Source organism: Adlercreutzia sp. ZJ242, assembly GCF_011038995.1.
GTDB lineage: Bacteria > Actinomycetota > Coriobacteriia > Coriobacteriales > Eggerthellaceae > CAAEEV01.
The window spans coordinates 1-19,522 of the sequence record NZ_JAAKEE010000044.1 but is presented as its reverse complement, the minus strand read 5'-3'; the positions used below and the strand labels follow the sequence as shown (position 1 = coordinate 19,522).

Sequence of the window (19,522 nt, the reverse complement as noted above, 5' to 3'; positions counted from 1 at the left end):
GCGTCCGACCCGCCCGCCGCCGTGGCGCCGGCCGCCGAACCCGCCGCCGCGCCCGCGCCCGCTGCTGCGCTCGTGCCGGCAACGCCCGCCGGGCGCTCGGGCACGATGCCCGTCTTCTCCTGCAGGGCCGCCACGTAGCGCTCGAGCTCGGTCGCCGCGAGCGCGCCCTCGCCCGTGGCCGTCACCACCTGGCGCAGGCTCTTCGCGCACACGTCGCCTGCCGCGTACAGCCCCGCGGCCGTGGTCTGCTGGTGGGCGTCGACCACGGCGTAGCCCACGGCGTCCACCTCGGCCACGCCCTCGAGCAGCGCGGTCGCCGGCTTGTACCCCGCCAGCACGAACACGCCGAACGTGTCGCCCGCACTTGCGCGGTGCTCGCCCACCTCGCCCGTCTTGTTGTTGCGGTAGCGCAGGTACGAAAGCGCCGACTCACCGCCCACCTCCACGACCTCGGTGCTGCGCAGGATGGTGATCTTCGGATGGGAGCGCGCTGGCTCTGCCGCCGCGAAGGCGCAGGTGAAGTCGTCGCCGCGCATGAGGATGGTCACGCTCCGCGCGTACTTCGTCAAAAACACGCTCTCCTCGGCCGCCGCGAAGCCGCCGCCCACCACGAACACGTCCTTGCCCGTGAAGAACTCGCCGTCGCACGTAGCGCAGTACGCCACGCCGCGCCCCTGGAACCTCTCCTCGCCCGGGAAGCCCACCCGACGCGGATGCGCCCCCGTGGCCAGAAGAACGCCGAACGCGCGCAGCTCGCCGCGTGACGTGCGCACCGTCTTCACGTCGCCCGCCATGTCGAGCTTCGTGACCTCGGCCAGCAGGAACTCCGCGCCGAACGACTCCGCTTGGGCGCGCATCGTCTCAGCGAGCGCGCGCCCGCTCGTCTTCGCCACGCCGGGGTAGTTCACCACCTCCTCGGTGATGGTGATCTGCCCGCCGAACTTCTCCTTCTCGACGACCACCACGCGGTAGCGGGCGCGCGCCAGATACAGCGCCGCCGTCAGGCCCGCCGGCCCGCCGCCGATGACAACCACGTCGTACATGCTCTTCGCGTCCATGTCTCTCCCCTTCATGAGAAGAAGCCGCCCACGCAAGCGGAGCGGCTTCTCGCAAGTCCTCTGATCCTCAAGCCCAAGGCCGCGCGGCTTACAGCGCGCCCACCAGGTCGAGGCTCGGCTTCAGCGTCTCGGCGCCAGGCTGCCACTTCGCGGGGCATACCTCGTCGCCGTGCTCGGCCACGAACTGCGCCGCCTGCACCTTGCGCAGCAGCTCGTCGGCGTTGCGGCCGATGTTGCCGGCGTTCACCTCGTAGAGCACGACCTGGCCCTCGGGGTTCAGCACGAAGGTGCCGCGCTCGGCCAGGCCGTCAGCCTCGATGAGCACCTCGAAGTCGCGCGCGATGGCGTGCGTGGGGTCGGCGAGCATGGGGTAGGTGATCTTCGAGATGCGCTCGGAGGAGTCGTGCCACGCCTTGTGGGTGAAGTGCGTGTCGGTGGACACCGAGTAGATCTCGCAGCCGATCTCCTGGAACTTCGCGTAGTTGTTCTGCAGGTCCTCGAGCTCCGTGGGGCAGATGAACGTGAAGTCGGCCGGGTAGAAGAACAGCACGTTCCACTTTCCGAGCAGCGTGTCCTTGGTGATGGTCTTGAAGTCGCCGTCGACGTATGCCTGGGCGGAGAACTCGGCGATCTCTTTGTTGATGAGGGACATGGGCGTTCCTTTCCTCTTCTGGTTGAACTTGGTTGGTGCTGGTTGATGCGAATGGTGTTGGCCGTGCGGGTAGTGCTGGTTGGTGCTGGTCGGTGCGGGTTGATACTGGTTGGTGCTGGTCGTGCTGGCTGGCGTCAGCTGGTGCTGACAGTGTAGTTGATGTAAGCAGTCTTTGGTTGTCAATTTAATTGCTACCTAATTTATAACATATAAGTGGCGCCCCGCATGCCAGAAACGGCGCTTTGCAAGGCGCGCTCCGCAGATTCCCCACAACTGCGCAGCCGCGCGTGCGAAATCGAGGGAGATTTGAAATTATCCTTAAATGAGGTATCATCGAGCGGAAACGAACTGCGAACGCATCAACATGGACGCATCGACGATTCCCGAGGCCGGACGCCATGCCGCCTGAGGAGAAAGGGCTGACATCCCATGCGAGATCATTCCCATCACATCGAGCTTTCCCGCGAGGAGGCGGTTTCCCGGATGCTCGAGCGCTGCCGCGCCGTCGGCTTCAGCGCCTCGGGCAAGCAGGAGGGCGGCGCGGCGCGCGTCGAGCAAGTCGCCCTCGACCAGGCGCTCGGCCGCGTGCTCGCGCAGGACGTGCGCGCCGCCACGGACGTCCCCAACGCGCTCACCTGCTGCATGGACTCCATCGCCGTGCATTGGGCCGCCTTCGAGGACCTGCCCGAAGGCGCCCTGCCCGACACCGCCGCCTGGGTGCGCGGCGTCGACTGGGAGTTCGCCAACACCGGCGTCGCCATGCCCGCCGGGTTCGACACCGCCATCGTGATCGAGCACGTGGCCGTCTCCGACGACGAGCAGCACGTGACCATCGACGCCGCGCCCTCGCGCCAGTTCGCAGGCACGCGCGCCGCGGGCAGCCAGATGAAGCGCGGGCAGACCGTCGTCCCCGCCGGCGCCCTCGTCACACCCGACGTCGCGGCGCGCATCGCGGGTGCGGGCCACAGCGCCGTCGCCGTCCTCGCGCGCCCGCGCGTGGCGTTCATCCCCACCGGCAACGAGCTCGTGCCCGCGAACCTTCCCTTCGCGCCCTCCGCGCCCGAGAAGTACGCGGGGCGCGGCCACACCTTCGAGTCGAACAGCCTGGTCGTGCGCGGCAAGGTGGAGCAGTGGGGCGGCGAGCTGGTCCCCTTCGACATCGTGCCCGACGAGCACGACGCCATCAAGGAGGCCGTCGCGCACGCCGCGCGCGTGGCCGACATCATCGTGCTGAACGCCGGGTCGTCGAAGGGCTCCGACGACTGGTCGGTTGAGGTGCTCGAGGAGATGGGCGAGGTCGTCTGCCACCAGACCAACCACGGCCCCGGCCACCACAGCTCGTATGCCCTGGTGGGAGGCACGCCCGTGGTGGGCATCTCAGGTCCCTCGGGCGGCGCGTCGTTCACGCTGAACTTCTACCTGCGCCCCGTGATGCGCGCGTTCCTGGGCCTTGACCCCGCGCCCGAGCGCATCCCCGCGCGCCTGGCCGCGCCCTTCGCCCCCAACAAGTTCGGCAAGCCGCAGCCGAGAAAGCTCCCCGGCGAAGCGCGGCCGCCCGAGGCCACCGAGCCGGGCAGCTCGTTCTTCTCCATCCGCTTCCTCACGCTCGAGGCGCAGCCCGACGGCACGCTGGCCGCCACGCCCGTGCTCGGCCACCCCGGCAGCCCCGAGACGCAGCACGCCAACGCCTACTGCATGCTGCCCGCCGGCCCCGGCGAGGTTCCGCCCGAGCCGGGCAGCATCATCTGGTGCGAGCTGAGGTAGCCGCCAAGGACCTCGAAGCGGGCGCCCGAGCCCTCCCGCGTAAGCGCCCCCTTACCCGCGCGGGCCGGCAGCGCGGATCTCCTCGGGAGCGTGGGCGTACTTCCGCTGGAAGTTCTCCTCGAACATGCGCGCGAGCTTTGCGGCGGACGCCTCGTACGCCTCCTGGTCAGCCCACGTGCTCGCAGGCGTGAGCAGCTCGTCGGGCACGCCGGGGCACGCCGCGGGCACGAGCACGCCGAAATGCGGGTCGGGCGTGAACGCGCCGCCCTCGAGCATGCCGTCGAGCGCCGCCGACACCATGGCGCGCGTGTACTTGAGCGGCATGCGCTCGCCCGTGCCGTTCCACCCGGTGTTGATGAGGTACACGCGGGCGCCCGCCTCCTGCACCCGCTCCTTCAGCATGAGCGCGTAGCGCAAGGGGTCGAGCGGCAGGAACGGCTCGCCGAAGCAGGTGGAGAACGTGGGCACCGGCTCCGACACGCCCACCTCGGTTCCGGCGAGCTTCGAGGTGAACCCGCTCAGGAAGTAGTACATGGCCTGGTCAAGCGTGAGCTTCGCGATGGGCGGCAGCACGCCGAAGGCGTCGGCCGTCAGGAACACCACCGTGCGGGGCGCCGGCGCCATGCCCGAGGGCTCGCTGTTCGCGATGTGACCCACGGGGTAGCCCGCGCGCGTGTTGACCGCGAGCGCGTCGTCGTCGAAGTCGAGCTCGCGCGTGACGGGGTCCATCACCACGTTCTCGGCCAGCGCGCCGAAGCGGATGGCGTTGAAGATGTCGGGCTCGTGCTCGGCGCTCAGGTTGATGCACTTGGCGTAGCACCCGCCCTCGAAGTTGAACACCGCGTCGTCGGACCAGCCGTGCTCGTCGTCGCCCACGAGCCGACGCGCCGGATCGGCCGACAGCGTGGTCTTGCCCGTCCCCGACAGGCCGAAGAACACCGCCGAGGCGCCGTCGGCGCCCACGTTCGCCGAGCAGTGCATGGGCAGCACGCCCTCGCGCGGCAGGACGTAGTTCATGACGGAGAACACCGCCTTCTTGATCTCGCCCGCGTAGCGCGTGCCCGCGATGAGCACGCGGCGGCGCGCGTAGTCGATCATGACGGCTGCGTCGCTGCGCGTGCCGTCGCGCTCGGGAACGCAGGCGAAGCCCGGCGCCGCCAAGATGACGTAGTCGGGCGCGAACTGCTCGAGCTCCTCGTCGGAGGGGCGCAGGAGCAGCTGGCGGATGAACAGGTTCTGCGAGGCCAGCTCGTTCACGATGCGGAAGCGCTTCGCGAAGGCGCGCTCGGCGCCCGCGAAGCCGTCGAACACGAACAGCTCGCGCTGCGCGAGGTAGGACGCCACGCGCGCGTACAGCGCGTCGAACGCCTCAGGTGACACGGGGCGGTTCACCGCGCCCCAGGCGATCTCGCCATGCACCTCGGGCGCATCGACGATGAACTTGTCCTTCGCGGAGCGCCCCGTGCGCGCGCCCGTCTCGACCACGAAGGCGCCCGTCCGGCTGAGGTGCCCCTCGCGCTTGCGCAGCGCATGCTCCACCAGCGCCGACGGGCACAGGTTGCGGTAGACCGCGCAAGCGGGCACGATCCCCAGCCCCTCAAGCTCGCGCTCAAACCCCTGCTTGCGTTCGGAACCCCACTCTTCCACAAGAACCACCTCAGTCGTCTGCTTCCCGGCACCGGCTGTCAGCTCGGCGTGGCTTTGCGCGCAGAATCGCGCGGGGACGTCCGCGACAAGGCGGCCGAAACCCGCGCGCACAGAGCAGGCGCGCGCAAGCGCTTTTGCATACGCCCCATGATACGGTCTTTTCCGCGCAAAGGCGCGAGAAATGCGCGATCTGACGCCCAAAAGCGCCGCAGCCCAGCAGCCCAGGAGGATCAAGAGGCTCAAAGGGCCCCTTGGCAGACAAGCGTCCGGGCTACTCCTTCCCCAGGCGCGCCTCCTCCTCAGAGCGCACGCGGTCGCGCGCGAGCCAGCTCACCAATATGTACAGGATCATGATCGCAGGCGCCACCAGCAGGAACGGCACCGACAGCGCGCCCGTGACGTACAAGGCGCTCGCCACCACCGTGACCACCGCGATGGTGCCCACGCCGCGCCAGTTCACGTTTTTCTCGGGAGCGTCGACGTTGATGCCACGGCGCCCGATGCCCATGCGCCCGCGCACGATGTAGTAGTCAGTGATGAGCAGCATGCACCATGAGGTGGTGAGGATGGAGCCGTAGCTCATGAACGCGTTCACCTGGTCCAAGATGCCGCCGAGAATGAACGCGAGCCCGATGGCGTTCGCGATGACCACGGCCACGACCCACGGGATCTTGTGCCCCGTCAAGCTGTTGACCAAGTTCGACACCGCGTTCGCACCGCCAATCGAGTTCGACGTCTCCACCTTCATCTGCGACAGGCAGATGATGGCGAGCCCGATGCCGCCCGCCGCCAGAACAAGCGACACGCCAGGGTTCGTGATGGCCGCATGCGCCGCACCCGTAGCGTCATAGCCCATGCCGCTGAAGTACTCAACCGACTTCGAAAAACCGTAGTAGGTGATGAGCGCGCCGCAGATGTAGGTGATGATGGCGAACAAGCTGCCCACCGCCGTAATGGGCACCAGGTCGCGCTCGCGGCGCGCGAAGCGCGTGAAGTCGGCGGCGAACAGCGCGAGCAGGCCGCTCGTCATGATGGCGTAGTTCACAGAGTACGCGAAGCCCTCGCCCGCCTGAACGCCGGGAATGAGGATGCCGTGCGTGACCGCGTCGGCCATCTGCCCGTTCGCCGCAATCAGGTACACCACGTACCCCATCACGCAAAACAGCGCCACCACGAACACCGCGTTCATACGCGCGATGATCTTCGTGCCGAACAGCGCCATGACCACCCACACGCACGAGATGCCGATGAACAGGCCCCAGCGCGCGATCTCGCTCGTCCAGCCGAACGCGAACAGGATGGCGTTGCCGAGCTGCACGGTGCCCACGGCCAGCACGCCCACGAGCACGAAGATCCAGATGAGCGAACCCACTGCCGAGCCCGCCTTGCCGAATATGTAGAAGCGCGACACCACGTTGTTGGGCAGGCCCTCGCGATAGCACACCTTGCCCACGAAGTACGTGAGCACGAAGCTGAGCACGAACGTGATGGCCACGGCGAGTCCGCCGAGCTGGCAGCCCGCGTAAAACGCCACGATGCCGCCGCCCATGAGCTTGGACAGGCTGGAAACCACACCCGACAGGATCGATGCGATGTCCGGCCAAGCCAAACGCTTGTCCTGCGGCACGCGCTCGAAGAGCGACACCTGCTCGGTCACGCTCGTCTTGCTTGCCTTGCGGCTCCGCGCATCCGCAGCGCCGCCGCCAGCCGCGCCCGCGGTGCTCGACATGTGACCCTTAGCCGTCTTCACCTCAGGAGCAGACTTGGCAACCGCCTTGCTGCTCTTCCCCTGATCGCTCATCAGCTACTCCCTTCCTCGTCGAACTGCCTTCGAAGGGCTTTCCGCATGAACATACAGCGAGTCCGCGCGGCGAAAGCCATTCGAAGGCAGTGCCCCGCGCTAAGGCGGGGCACCAGATTAGGGGGTCTTAAACGATGCCCACCGTCGCCATGAGGATCATGACGATGAGGGAGCACATGCCCGCGCCGATGGAGATGGCGGCAATGTGCTTGTACGAGTTAGCATGGTTCAAGCCCATGGCAGCCAGCATGCCGAACATGGCGCCGGAGTTCGGCAGCGCGCCGCCGATGGTGGCGGAAGTGGCGATGATCTTCGCCAGGGCCGCCGGGTCGACGCCGGTTGCCAGATACGGATCGAGGAAGTTCGTGGCGATGATGCCCACAGCACCCGATCCGGAGCCCATGATGCCGCCGAGCGCCGCAGCCAGAGTTGCAGCTGACACGTAGGTGCCGCCCGGCATGTTGAAGATGGCGCCCTGGATGATCTGGAAGCCCACGGCAGCGGCAGCCACGGTGCCGACGCCCACGGCAGCGGAGGTGAACACGGCCGGGCCGAGCGCCGCCTTGGCGCCGTTGCCGAGCACGTCACGCGCACTGTCGATGTACTTGTAGAACACGACGACGGACACGATGATGGCGACGACCATGGCGATGTACACCACGTTGGCAACGCCGAACTGCGAGCCGATGATGATGATCGCGATCAGCGTGACGAGCGGCAGAAGCGAGATGCCGAGGTTCGGAATCTTCTTCTCGTCGGCAGCCTCAGCGGCAGCTTCGTCGGCGGTCTCGACGTAGGTCTCGCCCTTGGCCTGCGCGCGCTTGAGCGCGAACTTGATGTACAGGCACGAGACGATGATCGCGATGATGGAGCCCACGATGCCCATGATGGGGGCGGCGGTCAGGGACACGCCGCAACCGTTCGCAGCGTTGATCCACGCAACCGCGGGAACGCCCGGAATCATGGCCATGGTGAACGAGCAGGCACCCAGCGTCCACGCAGCGCAGAACAGGTGCCACGGAATGTTGCATTCCTTGAACATCGGACGCGCCAGCGGGATGAGCGCGAACATGGCCACGAACATCGAGATGCCGGAATAGGTGAGGATGGCGCCGATGGCGGCGATGCCGAGCAGCACGAAGTACGGGCTCTTGGTACCGACCTTGCCCATGATCGCCTTCGCAATGGACTTGGCAGCGCCCGACTTGTCCATGAACTCGCCCATGATGGCGCCGCCCATGAAGATCAGCAGGTTCTTCTGCACGAAGCCCGCCAAGCCCGTGACGTAGGACTTCTCGCTGCCGACCATGGCGTTCATGATGTCCATGCCGTTGGTCGCCGCGATGATCACCGCGGTGATCAGCGACGTGATGAGAACATTCCAGCCCTTCATGGCCGCAATGACGAAGAAGACGAGGCCGGCAATGATGCCGATGACTCCTATCCACTCCATTTTTCTAATCCCCTTTCTTTGCGTTCCGCCCGTCCTGCTCGGGCGAGCGGAACCCCTTTCCTATCGAAAGACCCATCAGGTCGTTCGTAACACCAGCGGAGCGAGATTATGCCATGTCGTTGCGCGTGGCTCGCATGAGCTCGATGTTGTTGCCGTGCTTCATGCGCAGCTCGTTGCGACGAATGGTTCCCTCGTCGAAGGTCTTGAGATCCTCTTCGCTCTCGAACATCGTGCCCAAATCGCCGCGCTGCTGGTTGAGCCTGACAGCCTCTTCCGCGTCGTAGGGCAGAAGCGGCGTCTTCTCACGCGAGTTCCAGATGATGAAGGCTGGATTGGTGGCGTCGGGAGACGGCATGCCCTCGCAGTAGCGCACGTCCCCGTATTTCTCGACGAGCTCGTCGAGCGGGCCGAAGTCGAACGCACGCAAGGGACAGCTCAGGGTGCACTGCGGCTGCTGGCCCTCGGCGAGGCGGTCGACGCACATGGTGCACTTGCTCATCTTGCAGCCAGGCTCGTCGGTGGCGAACTTCGGCGCGCCGTAGGGGCATGCGTCGTAGCACTTACGGCATCCCGTGCACTTGTCCCGGTCGACCAAGACGGCGCCGAACTCGTCCTCCTTGTACAGCGCGCCAGACTCGCACGCCTTCACGCAGGCAGGATCCTCGCAGTGAGCGCACGGGAAGGCGAGCGCGCTCAGGCGCACGTTCGGGAACGTGCCGTGCTCCCATTCGTACACCGTCATCCACTTCTCGGCGCCCGGCTCGATGTCGTTCCAGTCCTTGCAGGCAACGCTGCACGCCTGGCAGGCGTAGCAGCGGTTCATGTCAAAGAAAAATCCGTACTGTGTCATCGTCTCTACTCCGTTTCCTCGCCGAGCGAGCGACGCAGGCCAAGCGCCACGCTCGCACCGCGCATGCCACCGCGTTCCGCCTCGTTACCGAAGCCCTCAGCATCGCCGTCACGCACCTTCTCGACCTCGATCAGGCCGGCAATGATCAGCGCGCCCAGCAGGTGGGGCAGATGCCCGTCATCGAGCAGGATGTTCGGCGTGCCGCGCAGATCCTTGCCGAACTTGTTCATCTCGGCGGACGTGCCGTCGGTCTGGAACCATGCGCCGTGGTGCACGGCGGCGGTGCCCGGCGTCATGCGGTTGGTGACGTAGGCGGTCAGCTCCACCTCGCCGCGATCGCTGTACACGCGGCAGATGTCGCCGTCCTTGATGCCGCGCGCCTGGGCGTCGACGCCGGAGATCCACACAGCATGGCGATAGCAGTCCTCGCGCAGATAGGGGTTGTTGTCGTTGGAGGAGTGCTGACGATAGATGGATACCGGCGTCACCATCGACAGCGGGTACTTCGCAGCCTTCGGATTGTAGAAACCGTCGTTGGACGCATGCGCGATATCGGCGTCGAGGTAGCGCGGCTTCCACACGGGCATCGGCTCGAACTCCCCGCGCCAACGCAGCTTGGACAGGTCGTTGTTCTTCACGAAGGTGGACGAGAACTCGATCTTGCCGGTGGGCGTCTTGAACGGGCTCTCGCCGCGCTCGAGCACGTTCTTGAACGGGTAGAACGGCACGTCGATCTCAGTGCGCACAACGGGGTTCGCGTTGAGCTCCTCCCAGGTGATCTTGTGATCGTAGCCGAGGCACGCCATGAGCGTCTCGTTGTCGGCCCACTTCTCCACGGCCTCCTTGTAGATGGCTTCCTGAGCGTCGACCCAGTCCTCCCACGCCACGTCGCACAGGCGCGGGTTGTACTGGTCGCCCACGCCGAGACGGTTGGCGATCTGCGTCCACACCCACTCCTTGGAGCGCACTTCGCCGGGCATCTCCGCGCCGCGCGCGCAGAACGTGAAGTAGTTGCGCATGCCGTTCGGGCCGCTCACGAAGCGCTGGTGGCCGTACATGTACTCGTCCATGCCCTCGAACTGCCACACGGGCGCCGGCAGGATGATGTCGCAGAGCTCGGCCGTCGCCTGGTTGAGATGCCACTGGAAGCCCCAGTTGAACTCAGTATCAGCCATGCCGGCGAAGCGTTTGTTCACGTTGGAGTGGTTGTTGGCGTAGTTGTTCTCGAAGATGATCATCTGGATGTTCGGCAGCGGCGCGTCATCAGACGGCGAGCCGATCATGCGGCGGAAGTCAGCCTCGGACAGGCGCCCCTCCCAGTAGTCCTTCTGGTTGGCGAGGATCTCAGTGAGGCAGTTGTTGTTGAACAGCACCGGCACCTTGTAGCCGCCGAGATCGCGGCCGAAGTCGGCGCGCGGCGCGGGCACGCGACCCGGGGTGGGCAGGCAGGCGCCGCTCTCGCAGCCGCCGGCGCATGCGATGTTGCCGGTCATGGCCTGGAGCAACATGGCAGCTGCCGCGCTGTAGTCGCCGAGATGGCGTTTGGCGCAGGAGTAGAAGTACTGCAGGTGGACTGGCTTGGTGGTGCCGTAGAGGCGCGCGAACTCGCGGATGGTCTCAGCCGGCACAGCGCAGATGGGAGCCGCCCACTCAGGCGTCTTCTTGAGGCCGTCCTCGCCTTCGCCCATCACGTAGGCGCGCCACTCCTCGAAGCCCTCGGGCTCGACCCACTGCTCGACGAACTCGTGGTCGATGAGGTCCTCTTCATAGAGCACCTGCGCGACAGCCAGCATCATGGCCAGGTCAGTGCCAGGACGGATGGGAATCCACTGATCAGCGAGAAGCTCGGCGGACTGGGTGTAGCGCGGGTCGATGACGATGGTCTTGCAGCCGTACTCATGCGCAAGCTGCATGTAGTACGACGTCGGGCCGAACCATGCGACCACCGGGTCCATGCCCCACATGACGAGGAGCTTGGAGTTGAAGATGTCAGACGCCTCGAAGCCGGGCAGGTTGTCCGCCAGCCCCTTGGCGCACTTGGGCATGTCCACGCCGATGTGGAATATCTCGCCGGCGGCGTGCCCCGAGCAGGAATGCTCGCCCCAGGCGCCGAAGCCCGCCTCCCACCAAGGAGCCAGCGGGAAGCCGTTCTTCCCGAAGCTCGGGTACTGGGAGTGGAAGATGCCGTAGGGGCCGTACTTCCCCTTGATCTCGATCATCTTCTCCGCAATGGTGTCAAGCGCCTCCTCCCAGCTGATCGGCACGAAATAGCCGTTGCCGGCGCCCTTCTTGCCCACGCGCTTCATGGGATGCAGAAGGCGCGTCTCAGCGTAGAGCTCCTGCTTCCAGGCATGCCCCATGGCGCAGGGACGCATCTGGACGTTGCCCTTCCAGATGTTGTCCCAACCGCAGTCCTCACGGCTGTCGTTCTTGTTGACGGAGTCATCAGCCTCTATGGCGATGATCTTGCCGTCCTTCTCATGGCACCGCAAGATGCACGCCGAGTCCCAGCAGCCATTCGCCGGGCACGACGTGTAGAAGATGCGCTCGCCCTCGCGGCGCGCGCGGCTGGCCTCGATGATGGCTTGTTTGTCCATCAGCCCCTCCTCGTCTGTTCTCTCGCTTGTCGACAGGCAAGGAAAAACGGGCAGCTTATGAGAGACTGAGGCCTTCGCCCCACGCTTCGCTCGCCCGCGTCCCCTTGCTACGCGTCTAATCGAAGATACGCCCCTGACCAGGTAGTTGGCATGCCGCTCACCGACTCGCCGTCACAGTTTCCAACATGGGGCGTAAAGGAGCCAACCATGCAGGTTTTTCTTACGCTCTCTGCAAGAAAAACCTGCACCGACTTGCTGAAATCATCTGGACATATGTGGTTTGAGTGTGATCAAATTAATGTATAGCTGTACCCTCTTCTGAGGGCTTGGCAAGGTCTCTTGCGCAGTTTGCGAACCCAGAGGGGAGGGGTAAGCATGCTTTTCGATGACATTCAGGTTCTCATCGTACTCTCGGAGTCCAAAAGCCTCTCGCAAGCCGCCGAGCAGCTCTACATGTCGCGTCCCGGCCTGTCTCAAAAGATTGCCACCATCGAGAAGAAGTTCGGCAAGAAGCTGTTCGACCGTTCTCCTTCCGGCATCAGCATGACACCGGAAGGCGAGCTCGTGGTGAAGTTCGCCCGCAACACCGCCGAGCTCGAGCGCGTACTCGCCTCGCAGCTGGCCGCCATCGACGAGCACTTCAACGCCACGATCAAAGTGGGCATGTGCCTGAACGACGGCGTGGCGCTGCTGCCGCGCCTCGTTGCCGGCTACCTGCGCGACGTGCAACCGGGAGCCCGCGTGCACCTTGACGCGGCATACGAGCCCGAGCTGGTGGCGAAGCTGCATGCAGGCGAGCTTGACTTCGCGCTTCTGGAGAACTGGCCAATGGAGGCGGGGCTCGTCAGCGAAGTGCTCGGATACAAGAAGCTCATCTTCATCGGACCGAACAAGCCGCCCTACAACCAGGTCATGCATCCTCTGCCCATCGAGACGCTCCTCAAGTGGCCCATGATCATCTACGAGTGGGATTCGGGGCGCCACATGGTGGGCAACCGCCACTTCCGCGAGCGCTACGGCCTGTCGCTGCAGAACCACAACATGATCGCATGCTTCGACACGCATGAGGCCATGGTGGAGGGCGTGCGCGCAGGTCTCGGATGGTGCAGCATCCCCGATTGCATCTACGCGCGCTGCAAAGACGACCCTGACATCGTGCGCTTCAAGGTGGCAACTGCGCCCATGTGGTACCCCGTGTCGCTGGCCTGGAGCTCTGAGCACGTCTTGCGCGACGAGGCGCGCGCGTTCATCAACTACATCTACGCCAACCTACCCGAAGGCTACTTCACCAAGGACGTCAGCGCCTATATCAACTCCTAAGGGCGGGAACAGCGCGAAACGAAGGTAGGCTGCGGGAACAGGGAACCCGTCAGGCAACTGCGTCGAGGAAACGCACTGCAGTGCTGTACTCAGTTGTTAGATTTTCTTACAGATTATCGCAAAATCTGATAGAATTTCTCTCAGATTGATGGCCACGATGAGAGGAACGCGCCTTGAATTCGATTGACGCCACCATTCGCATGCTTTTGGATGACTTCCGGCAAACCATCCTGCCGTCCGTGTCGCGGGAGATCATCTCGCGCGATTTGTCCCTCGGCAAAATCACCCCGCCGAAGGTGGGAGGAACCGCGAAGGCCGTCGTCGGCATGAGGCGGTCGGGGAAGACGTTTCGCCTCTACCAGGAAATCCTGCGCATCGTTGACAGCGGCGTCGACCTGGGCAGGATCTGCTACCTCAACTTCGATGACGATCGCCTCAGGCCTTACGCCGGCGACCTCATAAGCCGCACGCTCGAGATCTTCTTCGAAGACAACCCGGACGCACGAAGCAAGGGCGCTTACGTGTTCTTTGACGAGATCCAAGATGTTGAAGGCTGGGGCATCACCCTGCGGCGCATCCTCGACACCGAAAAGGTATCGCTCTACGTCACGGGGTCATCCTCCCGGCTGCTCGCCGAAGACATCGCCACCGAGTTCCGCGGGCGGTCCATCGCCTACGAGCTGCTCCCGTTCAGCTTCCGCGAATACCTGCGCGCCCTCGGCCTCGAGCCCCAAAGCGCACGCGAGCTCAGCAACAAGGAGACCGCCTCGCGCCTCAGCGGCATGCTCAAGCGCTACCTCGTCGAGGGAGGGTTTCCCGCCGCGCTCGGCCTCGACGACGCCGAGCGCGTCCAGCTGCTCCAGAGCTACGTCCAGCTCACCGTCGCGCGCGACGTCGTCGAAAGAAGCCGGCTGTCGAACGCGGCGTACGCACGCAACCTCGCCAGAACCGCTGTCACGTCAAGCGCGCGCGACGTGTCCATAAGCCGCCTTGACAACAAGGGCAAAGCGCGCGGATACACCCCTGGCAGGGCGAAGATCGCGGAGATCCTCGACGCGTTCGAAGACGCCCACCTCGTCTACCAGGCGTACGACTTCAGCTACTCCGCACAGAAGATCAGGCTCGGCGGCCTCAAGCTCTACGCCAGCGATCCCGGCATGTACTGGTCGATCATCCCCGCCTCGAACGACGGGCTCTCCTTCGCCCTCGAAACGGCCGTTTACCTTGAGCTGCGCCGCCGCAGAAAGGCCGGGCGCCTCGGCGACGTCGCCATGGTCAAGCTCCCGTCAGGAAAGGAGATCGACTTCATCGAGGGCGATGCCTTGGCCGAGAGCGCCTATCAGCTCGTGCAGGTGAGCTGCTCGATGGAAGACGCCCCTACGCGCAAACGCGAGGTCAGCGCGCTTGAAGAGGGAATGGCGCAGTTCGGCTGCGGCGAGGGGGTCATCGTCACCCTCAACGAGGAGTCGGAGATCTCCGCGAAGGCGGGGACGATCCGCGTCATCCCCGCCTGGAAATGGCTCCTGCAAGAATCATAAGCGCTGGTCAGCACCATGCTGCTGAGCTGGCAGCCTCCCCTCTTGAGCCTGCCAGCTCAGCGCTTCTATCATTCTCTATCATCTTTCAATAATGAGGGATTCGACGCTGAAGAGGACAGGATGCTTATCAGCCTATCCCGCCGCAAGGGCGTTTTTACTCAATATACTGAGTAAAATCACTCAATAGGGCGAGCGCTCCCCCTGCATCTTCTGCGCCGGGCGCTCAAGGGACCCGGGCACGATGCGGGCTATGGCGTCGGAGGGGATGCGCGTCTGGATGAGCTGGAGGGTTCGCAGGATGGACGCGAGCAATCATGTCCGGCCCTACGCCGCTGTTCGCAAAGAGCCCGACCGCGCAAACCGAGCGACGGCTTGGTGAAAGAGGCTCGCCACACGCTGCGCGCAAACGCTTCCAAGCGCGAGCTATTCGCGGTTTCTCAGGTATTCGCCCAGATAGGGAACGACAAGCTCAAGCTCTCCCCTCCGCTCGCTCGCAACGACCCCCGCCTCGATCAGGCGCGCGCGATATGACTGGACGTATCCCGCCGAGACGCCGAGACGCGCCTGGATGTCGGACACCTTGCTGGGCCCCTCGTCAACGGCCATGGCTTCGAGGAACTTCACGTCCGTGTCGGAGAGCGGCTTGAGCGTCGTAGCGAACACGTCCGCCTCCAGGTCTCGCTTCGCGCTTGCAATGGCATCGGACACCATGCCGTCGTCGATAGACGCCGACCCTGCGGAGTATTCCTCAAGATAGTACCCGACGAGCTGCAGCAGGTAGGGAAAGCCCCTCGTCGCGCTCACGGCCTCGTCGAGAAGCTCCGAAGGGAACTCCTTCCTCAACGCGTTGAAGGTGAGCCTGTAGTACACGCGGATGGGCTCAAGCGAGAGCGGCTCGAGGCGCACCTTGCGCGCACGGTTGAGGAACGTGAGAATGTTGTCGTTGAGCACGCTCGACACCGCCGTGGGCAGCCCCGCCATGACGATGGCGATGTTCTTCCCCTCTCCCACGAGATGCTGATAGGTCGTCGCCAAAGTGCGCATGTCATCGGTGTTCGCCTGCACCTCGTCAATCAAAAGGAGGATTCCCTTGTCGTTCTCAGCGAGCTTGTCGCACAGCAGCGACAGCTTGGTGCGAAAACCGTAGTTGCTTGCCACCTCGTCGCTGAACGTCAAGCCGAAGGAAAAGCCGAGCGCGCCCGCGTTGAAGCCCTTGATCTTCGACTTTCGCTCTTTGACGAACGGCGACCCCTTGATCTGCACCGTTTCGACGATCTCGTCAAGCATGTTCGCGCTCGCTGCGACGCGCGCGGCGATGAAGCCCCTGTCAAGCGCCTGATCGGCTATCTCGAGAAGGAGCGCCGTCTTTCCCATGCCGCGCTGCCCGATGACAAGCGTGGCCCTGTCGCGATGGCCGGGGCGCATGCCGAGGCCGGAGAGAATGCCCTCGGTCACCGCCTCCCGCCCGACGATCTTGTCAGGCTTGTTCCCAAAGGAAGGCTGGAAAACGGTATCTGAGGCCATGTCGCTCATCCCTTCCGAATGTCTGTCAGCTCGGCACTTCTATCAACTTCTATTATCTTCTATCATTTTCTATCATCTTTTATCAAGTTCTATCATTCTCTATCATTCTCTATCATTTTTTATCAATGAGGGATTCGACGCTGAGGAGGGCGGGGCATTTGGCAACCGCGTTTGTCAGCTCGCCCCGCTGCAAGGGCGTTTTTACTCAATATGCTGAGAAAATCACTCAATAGGATGGGTGTTCCCCTTGCTTCCCCTGAGCCTTCTGCACCGAGCGTTCAAGGGACCCGGGCGCGATGCGGGCTATGGCGTCGAAGGGGATGCGCGTCTGGATGAGCTGGAGGGCTCGCAGGATGGTGTCCACCTGGGCGATGGCGCCGGTGAGCGTCGCGTAGGCGTCGCCATCGTAGTAGGTCACGGTGACCACCTGCCCGCGCGCGAGCCGGGACAGCTGCTCTCCGAGCTCGCGCTGCTCCTCGTCCGTGAGCTCGCGACGCGGCTCGGGGACGCGCTCGCATGAGGCCAGCAGGTCGTAGTAGCCCTTGAGCGCGGCAAACGGCTTGAACTGGCGCGCGCGGTCGGGATGCGGCTTGCCGATGACGCGCCGCGCCGCCCGCTCGTCCAAACTCGCCAGCTCCACGTCCTCCGCCAGCACCATCCGCGCGCCTGCTTCGCGAGCAGCAGCGCTCCCATAAACAGAGGACGTGCGCGCTTCGCAGCCGGCGGGCTCGTGCGCTCCGCGACCAGCGGCAGCCGCAGCGTCCGCGCCCCCGTTCGCAGCAGCCCCTTCGCGACGATCAGCCATGGTGGCCTCCCACCATCTCGTTGCGCTCGCGCCCCGTGGCCTTCTCGCGCAGGCTCACGCCCTTGAACAGGGCGTTCTTGCCGAACTTCCGCTTCACGGCCAGAATCGCCTCCTGTCGGCGACGCTCCTCGGCCTCCGCCTCCACGTCGGAGAACAGGTTGTAGGTGGCAAGCTCCTCGGGCACGAGCCCTCCGAACGCCAGGTTCACGCGCTTGACCATCTTGACAGGGTCGACGATCTCGTCATACAGCGCGTCAAGGTACGCCATGAGCTTAGCCAGCGAGTTCGTTCGCTCGGGCAGCTTGCGGCTCGCGTTCGCATGTTCGCCGCTTCCCTTCGCATACCCCACCGCCAGCGAGACGCGGTCGGTCACCACGCCCCTCTCCACCAGCTCGAGCACCGTGGCGTCCACCATCTCGTGCAGCACCATGCGGCCTTCCTCGAACGTGTAGTCGCACGGCAGCACCTGGCCGTTGCCGAGCGAGGTGGACTCCGGCTCATAGGCCTTGATCTCGGCGATGGTGCACGGCTCCACGCCCCACGCGTGGTCGATGAGGAACTCCGCGTTCGCGCCGAACTCCTGGTACAGCACGTCGACGTCCATCTGCGTGACGCCGAACAGGTCGAACACGCGGTACTTCGCCAGCCGCCGCGCGATGCCGGGGCCGATGTTCCAGATGTCGGTGATGGGCCGGTGGTGCCAGATGGTCTCGCGGAAGCTCGCCTCGTCCAGAAAGCCGATGCGGTCAGGCGCGTGCTTGGCCGTGACGTCGAGCGCGAGCTTCGCCAGAAACAGGTTGGGGCCCACCCCTGCCGTGGCGGGGATGCCCGTCTCGGCCATCACGGCGCCCATGAGCAGGTTGGCGAACCCGCGCGCGTCCAGGCCGTACAGGCTCAGGTACGCCGTCGCGTCGATGAAGCACTCGTCGATGGAGTAGGCGTGGATGTCCTGCGGGCTCACGTAGCGCAGGTACACCCGGTAGATCTCGGCCGACACCTCCATGTAGCGCCGCATGTGCGGCTTCGCGACCTCGAACTGCACGCCCTCGGGGATCTCGAACAGGCGGCAGCGGTTGCGGATGCCGAGCGCCTTCATGGCGGGCGTGATGGCCAGGCAGATGGTGGTCTGGCTGCGCTCGGGATCGGCCACCACGAGGCGCGTGGTCATGGGGTCAAGCCCGCGCGCCACGCACTCCGCGCTCGCGTAGAACGACTTGAGGTCGATGCAGACGTAGGTGCGCGCTAGCTCCATAAGCGCACTTCGGGCTCGAGGCGCACGCCTTCGCTTTCGTAGACGCGCTGCTGCACGTCGGCGATGAGCTGCAGGACGTCAGCCGCCGTGGCGCCGCCGGCGTTCACCACGAAGCCCGTGTGCTTCGTCGACACCTGCGCCCCGCCGACTTGATAGCCGCGCAGCCCCGCATCCTGGATGAGCTTGCCCGCGAAGTAGCCCTCCGGCCGCTTGAACGTGGAGCCCGCGCTCGGCATCTCGAGCGGCTGCTTTTCGGCGCGGCGCTGCGCCAGGTCATCCATGCGCGCGCGGATGGCCACCGGGTCGTCTGCGGCCAGCTGCAGCTCAGCGCCGAGTACCACGTAGCCCGCGTCCATCATCATGGAGTGGCGGTACGACCACGCGGCTTTCTCGGCGGGCACATCCACCACGTCTCCCGCGGGCGTCAGGCAGCGCACGCGCACGGCCACGTTTTTGAACTCGCCGTCGTAGGCGCCCGCGTTCATGACGGCCGCACCCCCCACGGTGCCGGGGATCCCGCTGGCGAACTCGTAGCCCGCCAGGCCCGCCGCGCACACCGCCTCGGCCACGTCGGCGTTCGACGCGCCCGCCTGCGCGATCACCCGCCCGCCGTCGCACACCTCGATGCGCGCGAAGTTCGCCGCCAGCTTCATCACCACGCCGCGCACACCCGCGTCAGCTGCGAGCACGTTCGAGCCCAGCCCCAGCACGCGCCACGGCACCTCGTGCGCACGGCAGAGCGCCACCACGTCGCGCACCTGCTCCTCGGCCTCGGGCAGCACGAGCCACTCGGCCGGCCCGCCGATCGCAAACGTCGTGTGCGCGTGCAGCGGCTCCTCTGCCAGCACGCCCTCCGCGCCCACGATGGCGCGCAACTCATCAGGAAACATTCCGCTCTCCTTATGCCCTTGCAAAAAATCTCAGCATTTTTGGCAGAAATCTTCAGTTCTTTGTCAATCTCTCGGACTTCTTCTTGGCGAAGACGGCACGCTGCTTTTCCTGAGCTGGGGTTTTGCCGGAGCGCGTCATGCCCTTAGGCGCAACGGGCTCCTGAAGGCGCGCTTGGAGGCATGGAATTGACAAAGAACTGAAGATTTCTGCCATTTTCTCGCGATAATTCTGCACGGGGGCTCTCCGCAGTCCGACCGCAGCCGCGTCATGGCCCGCAGCCGCAGCCCCCACGCACCGCCAGCCGCAGGTCGCCGGCCGCGCCTGCGGCCCGCGCCGCCAGCCCGCGCAGCAGCAACCCCGCGCCCGCAGC

General features: G+C 65.1%; 14 protein-coding genes. 3 read left to right on the top strand and 11 right to left on the bottom strand.

The window, feature by feature from the left end; translation table 11 throughout:
• The coding region (locus G7Y49_RS09645) for an FAD-dependent oxidoreductase (protein ID WP_165173279.1) at positions 1-1,058 on the bottom strand (1,058 nt) is incomplete at its 3' end.
• An 88-nt stretch (positions 1,059-1,146) separates the two neighbouring features.
• Complete coding sequence (ahpC, locus tag G7Y49_RS09640) at positions 1,147-1,710, bottom strand: alkyl hydroperoxide reductase subunit C (RefSeq protein WP_165173277.1); 564 nt, start codon at positions 1,708-1,710, stop codon at positions 1,147-1,149.
• A gap of 429 nt (positions 1,711-2,139) precedes the next feature.
• Here ahpC and G7Y49_RS09635 point away from each other — a divergent pair, with 429 nt between their 5' ends.
• Positions 2,140-3,474: a molybdopterin-binding protein gene (locus G7Y49_RS09635; RefSeq protein WP_165173275.1), complete on the top strand. Its 1,335-nt coding sequence runs from the start codon at positions 2,140-2,142 to the stop codon at positions 3,472-3,474.
• Positions 3,475-3,525: 51 nt separating this feature from the next.
• Here G7Y49_RS09635 and pckA read toward each other — a convergent pair whose 3' ends face one another.
• From pckA to G7Y49_RS09610, 5 genes are all read right to left on the bottom strand, one after another.
• Positions 3,526-5,121, bottom strand: a complete 1,596-nt coding sequence (gene pckA, locus G7Y49_RS09630) for a phosphoenolpyruvate carboxykinase (ATP) (protein WP_165173273.1) — start codon at positions 5,119-5,121, stop codon at positions 3,526-3,528.
• A gap of 271 nt (positions 5,122-5,392) precedes the next feature.
• Complete coding sequence (locus G7Y49_RS09625; RefSeq protein WP_165173271.1) at positions 5,393-6,922, bottom strand: cytosine permease; 1,530 nt, start codon at positions 6,920-6,922, stop codon at positions 5,393-5,395.
• A 127-nt stretch (positions 6,923-7,049) separates the two neighbouring features.
• Complete coding sequence (locus tag G7Y49_RS09620; RefSeq protein WP_165173269.1) at positions 7,050-8,375, bottom strand: GntP family permease; 1,326 nt, start codon at positions 8,373-8,375, stop codon at positions 7,050-7,052.
• Positions 8,376-8,481: 106 nt separating this feature from the next.
• Positions 8,482-9,225 (bottom strand): 4Fe-4S dicluster domain-containing protein, encoded by a 744-nt coding sequence (locus tag G7Y49_RS09615; RefSeq protein ID WP_165173267.1) that lies wholly within the window; start codon positions 9,223-9,225, stop codon positions 8,482-8,484.
• A gap of 5 nt (positions 9,226-9,230) precedes the next feature.
• The gene (locus G7Y49_RS09610) at positions 9,231-11,822 is read right to left on the bottom strand and encodes a molybdopterin-dependent oxidoreductase (RefSeq protein ID WP_165173265.1); all 2,592 of its coding nucleotides are present in this window, start codon (positions 11,820-11,822) and stop codon (positions 9,231-9,233) included.
• A 375-nt stretch (positions 11,823-12,197) separates the two neighbouring features.
• Between G7Y49_RS09610 and G7Y49_RS09605 the strand changes: the two genes are divergently transcribed.
• Both G7Y49_RS09605 and G7Y49_RS09600 read left to right on the top strand, forming a co-directional pair.
• Positions 12,198-13,142: a LysR family transcriptional regulator gene (locus tag G7Y49_RS09605; protein WP_165173263.1), complete on the top strand. Its 945-nt coding sequence runs from the start codon at positions 12,198-12,200 to the stop codon at positions 13,140-13,142.
• Positions 13,143-13,315: 173 nt separating this feature from the next.
• Positions 13,316-14,680: an ATP-binding protein gene (locus G7Y49_RS09600; protein WP_165173261.1), complete on the top strand. Its 1,365-nt coding sequence runs from the start codon at positions 13,316-13,318 to the stop codon at positions 14,678-14,680.
• A gap of 423 nt (positions 14,681-15,103) precedes the next feature.
• On the opposite strand, the gene G7Y49_RS09595 is transcribed toward G7Y49_RS09600, so the two are convergent.
• From G7Y49_RS09595 to murB, 4 genes are all read right to left on the bottom strand, one after another.
• Positions 15,104-16,204 (bottom strand): AAA family ATPase, encoded by a 1,101-nt coding sequence (locus G7Y49_RS09595; protein ID WP_165173259.1) that lies wholly within the window; start codon positions 16,202-16,204, stop codon positions 15,104-15,106.
• Positions 16,205-16,430: 226 nt separating this feature from the next.
• On the bottom strand, positions 16,431-17,009 hold the full coding sequence (locus G7Y49_RS09590) for a YolD-like family protein (RefSeq protein WP_206214622.1): 579 nt from the start codon (positions 17,007-17,009) through the stop codon (positions 16,431-16,433).
• Complete coding sequence (locus G7Y49_RS09585; RefSeq protein ID WP_165173257.1) at positions 17,002-18,261, bottom strand: DNA repair protein; 1,260 nt, start codon at positions 18,259-18,261, stop codon at positions 17,002-17,004. The genes G7Y49_RS09590 and G7Y49_RS09585 overlap by 8 nt, the downstream gene beginning before the upstream one ends.
• Positions 18,252-19,151 carry a UDP-N-acetylmuramate dehydrogenase gene (gene murB / locus G7Y49_RS09580; protein ID WP_165173255.1) on the bottom strand — a complete coding sequence of 300 codons (900 nt, stop codon included), beginning with the start codon at positions 19,149-19,151 and terminating at the stop codon, positions 18,252-18,254. Before murB ends, G7Y49_RS09585 begins: the two co-directional genes overlap by 10 nt.
• Positions 19,152-19,522 lie beyond the last annotated feature (371 nt).

What these genes read in the sequence shown, in the direction of transcription:
- murB (WP_165173255.1), bottom strand. Translation starts at nt 19,151, where the DNA reads ATGTTTCCTGATGAGTTGCGCGCCATCGTGGGCGCGGAGGGCGTGCTG.
- G7Y49_RS09625 (WP_165173271.1), bottom strand. Translation starts at nt 6,922, where the DNA reads ATGAGCGATCAGGGGAAGAGCAGCAAGGCGGTTGCCAAGTCTGCTCCT.
- G7Y49_RS09620 (WP_165173269.1), bottom strand. Translation starts at nt 8,375, where the DNA reads ATGGAGTGGATAGGAGTCATCGGCATCATTGCCGGCCTCGTCTTCTTC.
- G7Y49_RS09590 (WP_206214622.1), bottom strand. Translation starts at nt 17,009, where the DNA reads ATGGCTGATCGTCGCGAAGGGGCTGCTGCGAACGGGGGCGCGGACGCT.
- G7Y49_RS09605 (WP_165173263.1), top strand. Translation starts at nt 12,198, where the DNA reads ATGCTTTTCGATGACATTCAGGTTCTCATCGTACTCTCGGAGTCCAAA.
- G7Y49_RS09610 (WP_165173265.1), bottom strand. Translation starts at nt 11,822, where the DNA reads ATGGACAAACAAGCCATCATCGAGGCCAGCCGCGCGCGCCGCGAGGGC.
- G7Y49_RS09595 (WP_165173259.1), bottom strand. Translation starts at nt 16,204, where the DNA reads ATGGCCTCAGATACCGTTTTCCAGCCTTCCTTTGGGAACAAGCCTGAC.
- ahpC (WP_165173277.1), bottom strand. Translation starts at nt 1,710, where the DNA reads ATGTCCCTCATCAACAAAGAGATCGCCGAGTTCTCCGCCCAGGCATAC.
- G7Y49_RS09635 (WP_165173275.1), top strand. Translation starts at nt 2,140, where the DNA reads ATGCGAGATCATTCCCATCACATCGAGCTTTCCCGCGAGGAGGCGGTT.
- G7Y49_RS09585 (WP_165173257.1), bottom strand. Translation starts at nt 18,261, where the DNA reads ATGGAGCTAGCGCGCACCTACGTCTGCATCGACCTCAAGTCGTTCTAC.
- G7Y49_RS09615 (WP_165173267.1), bottom strand. Translation starts at nt 9,225, where the DNA reads ATGACACAGTACGGATTTTTCTTTGACATGAACCGCTGCTACGCCTGC.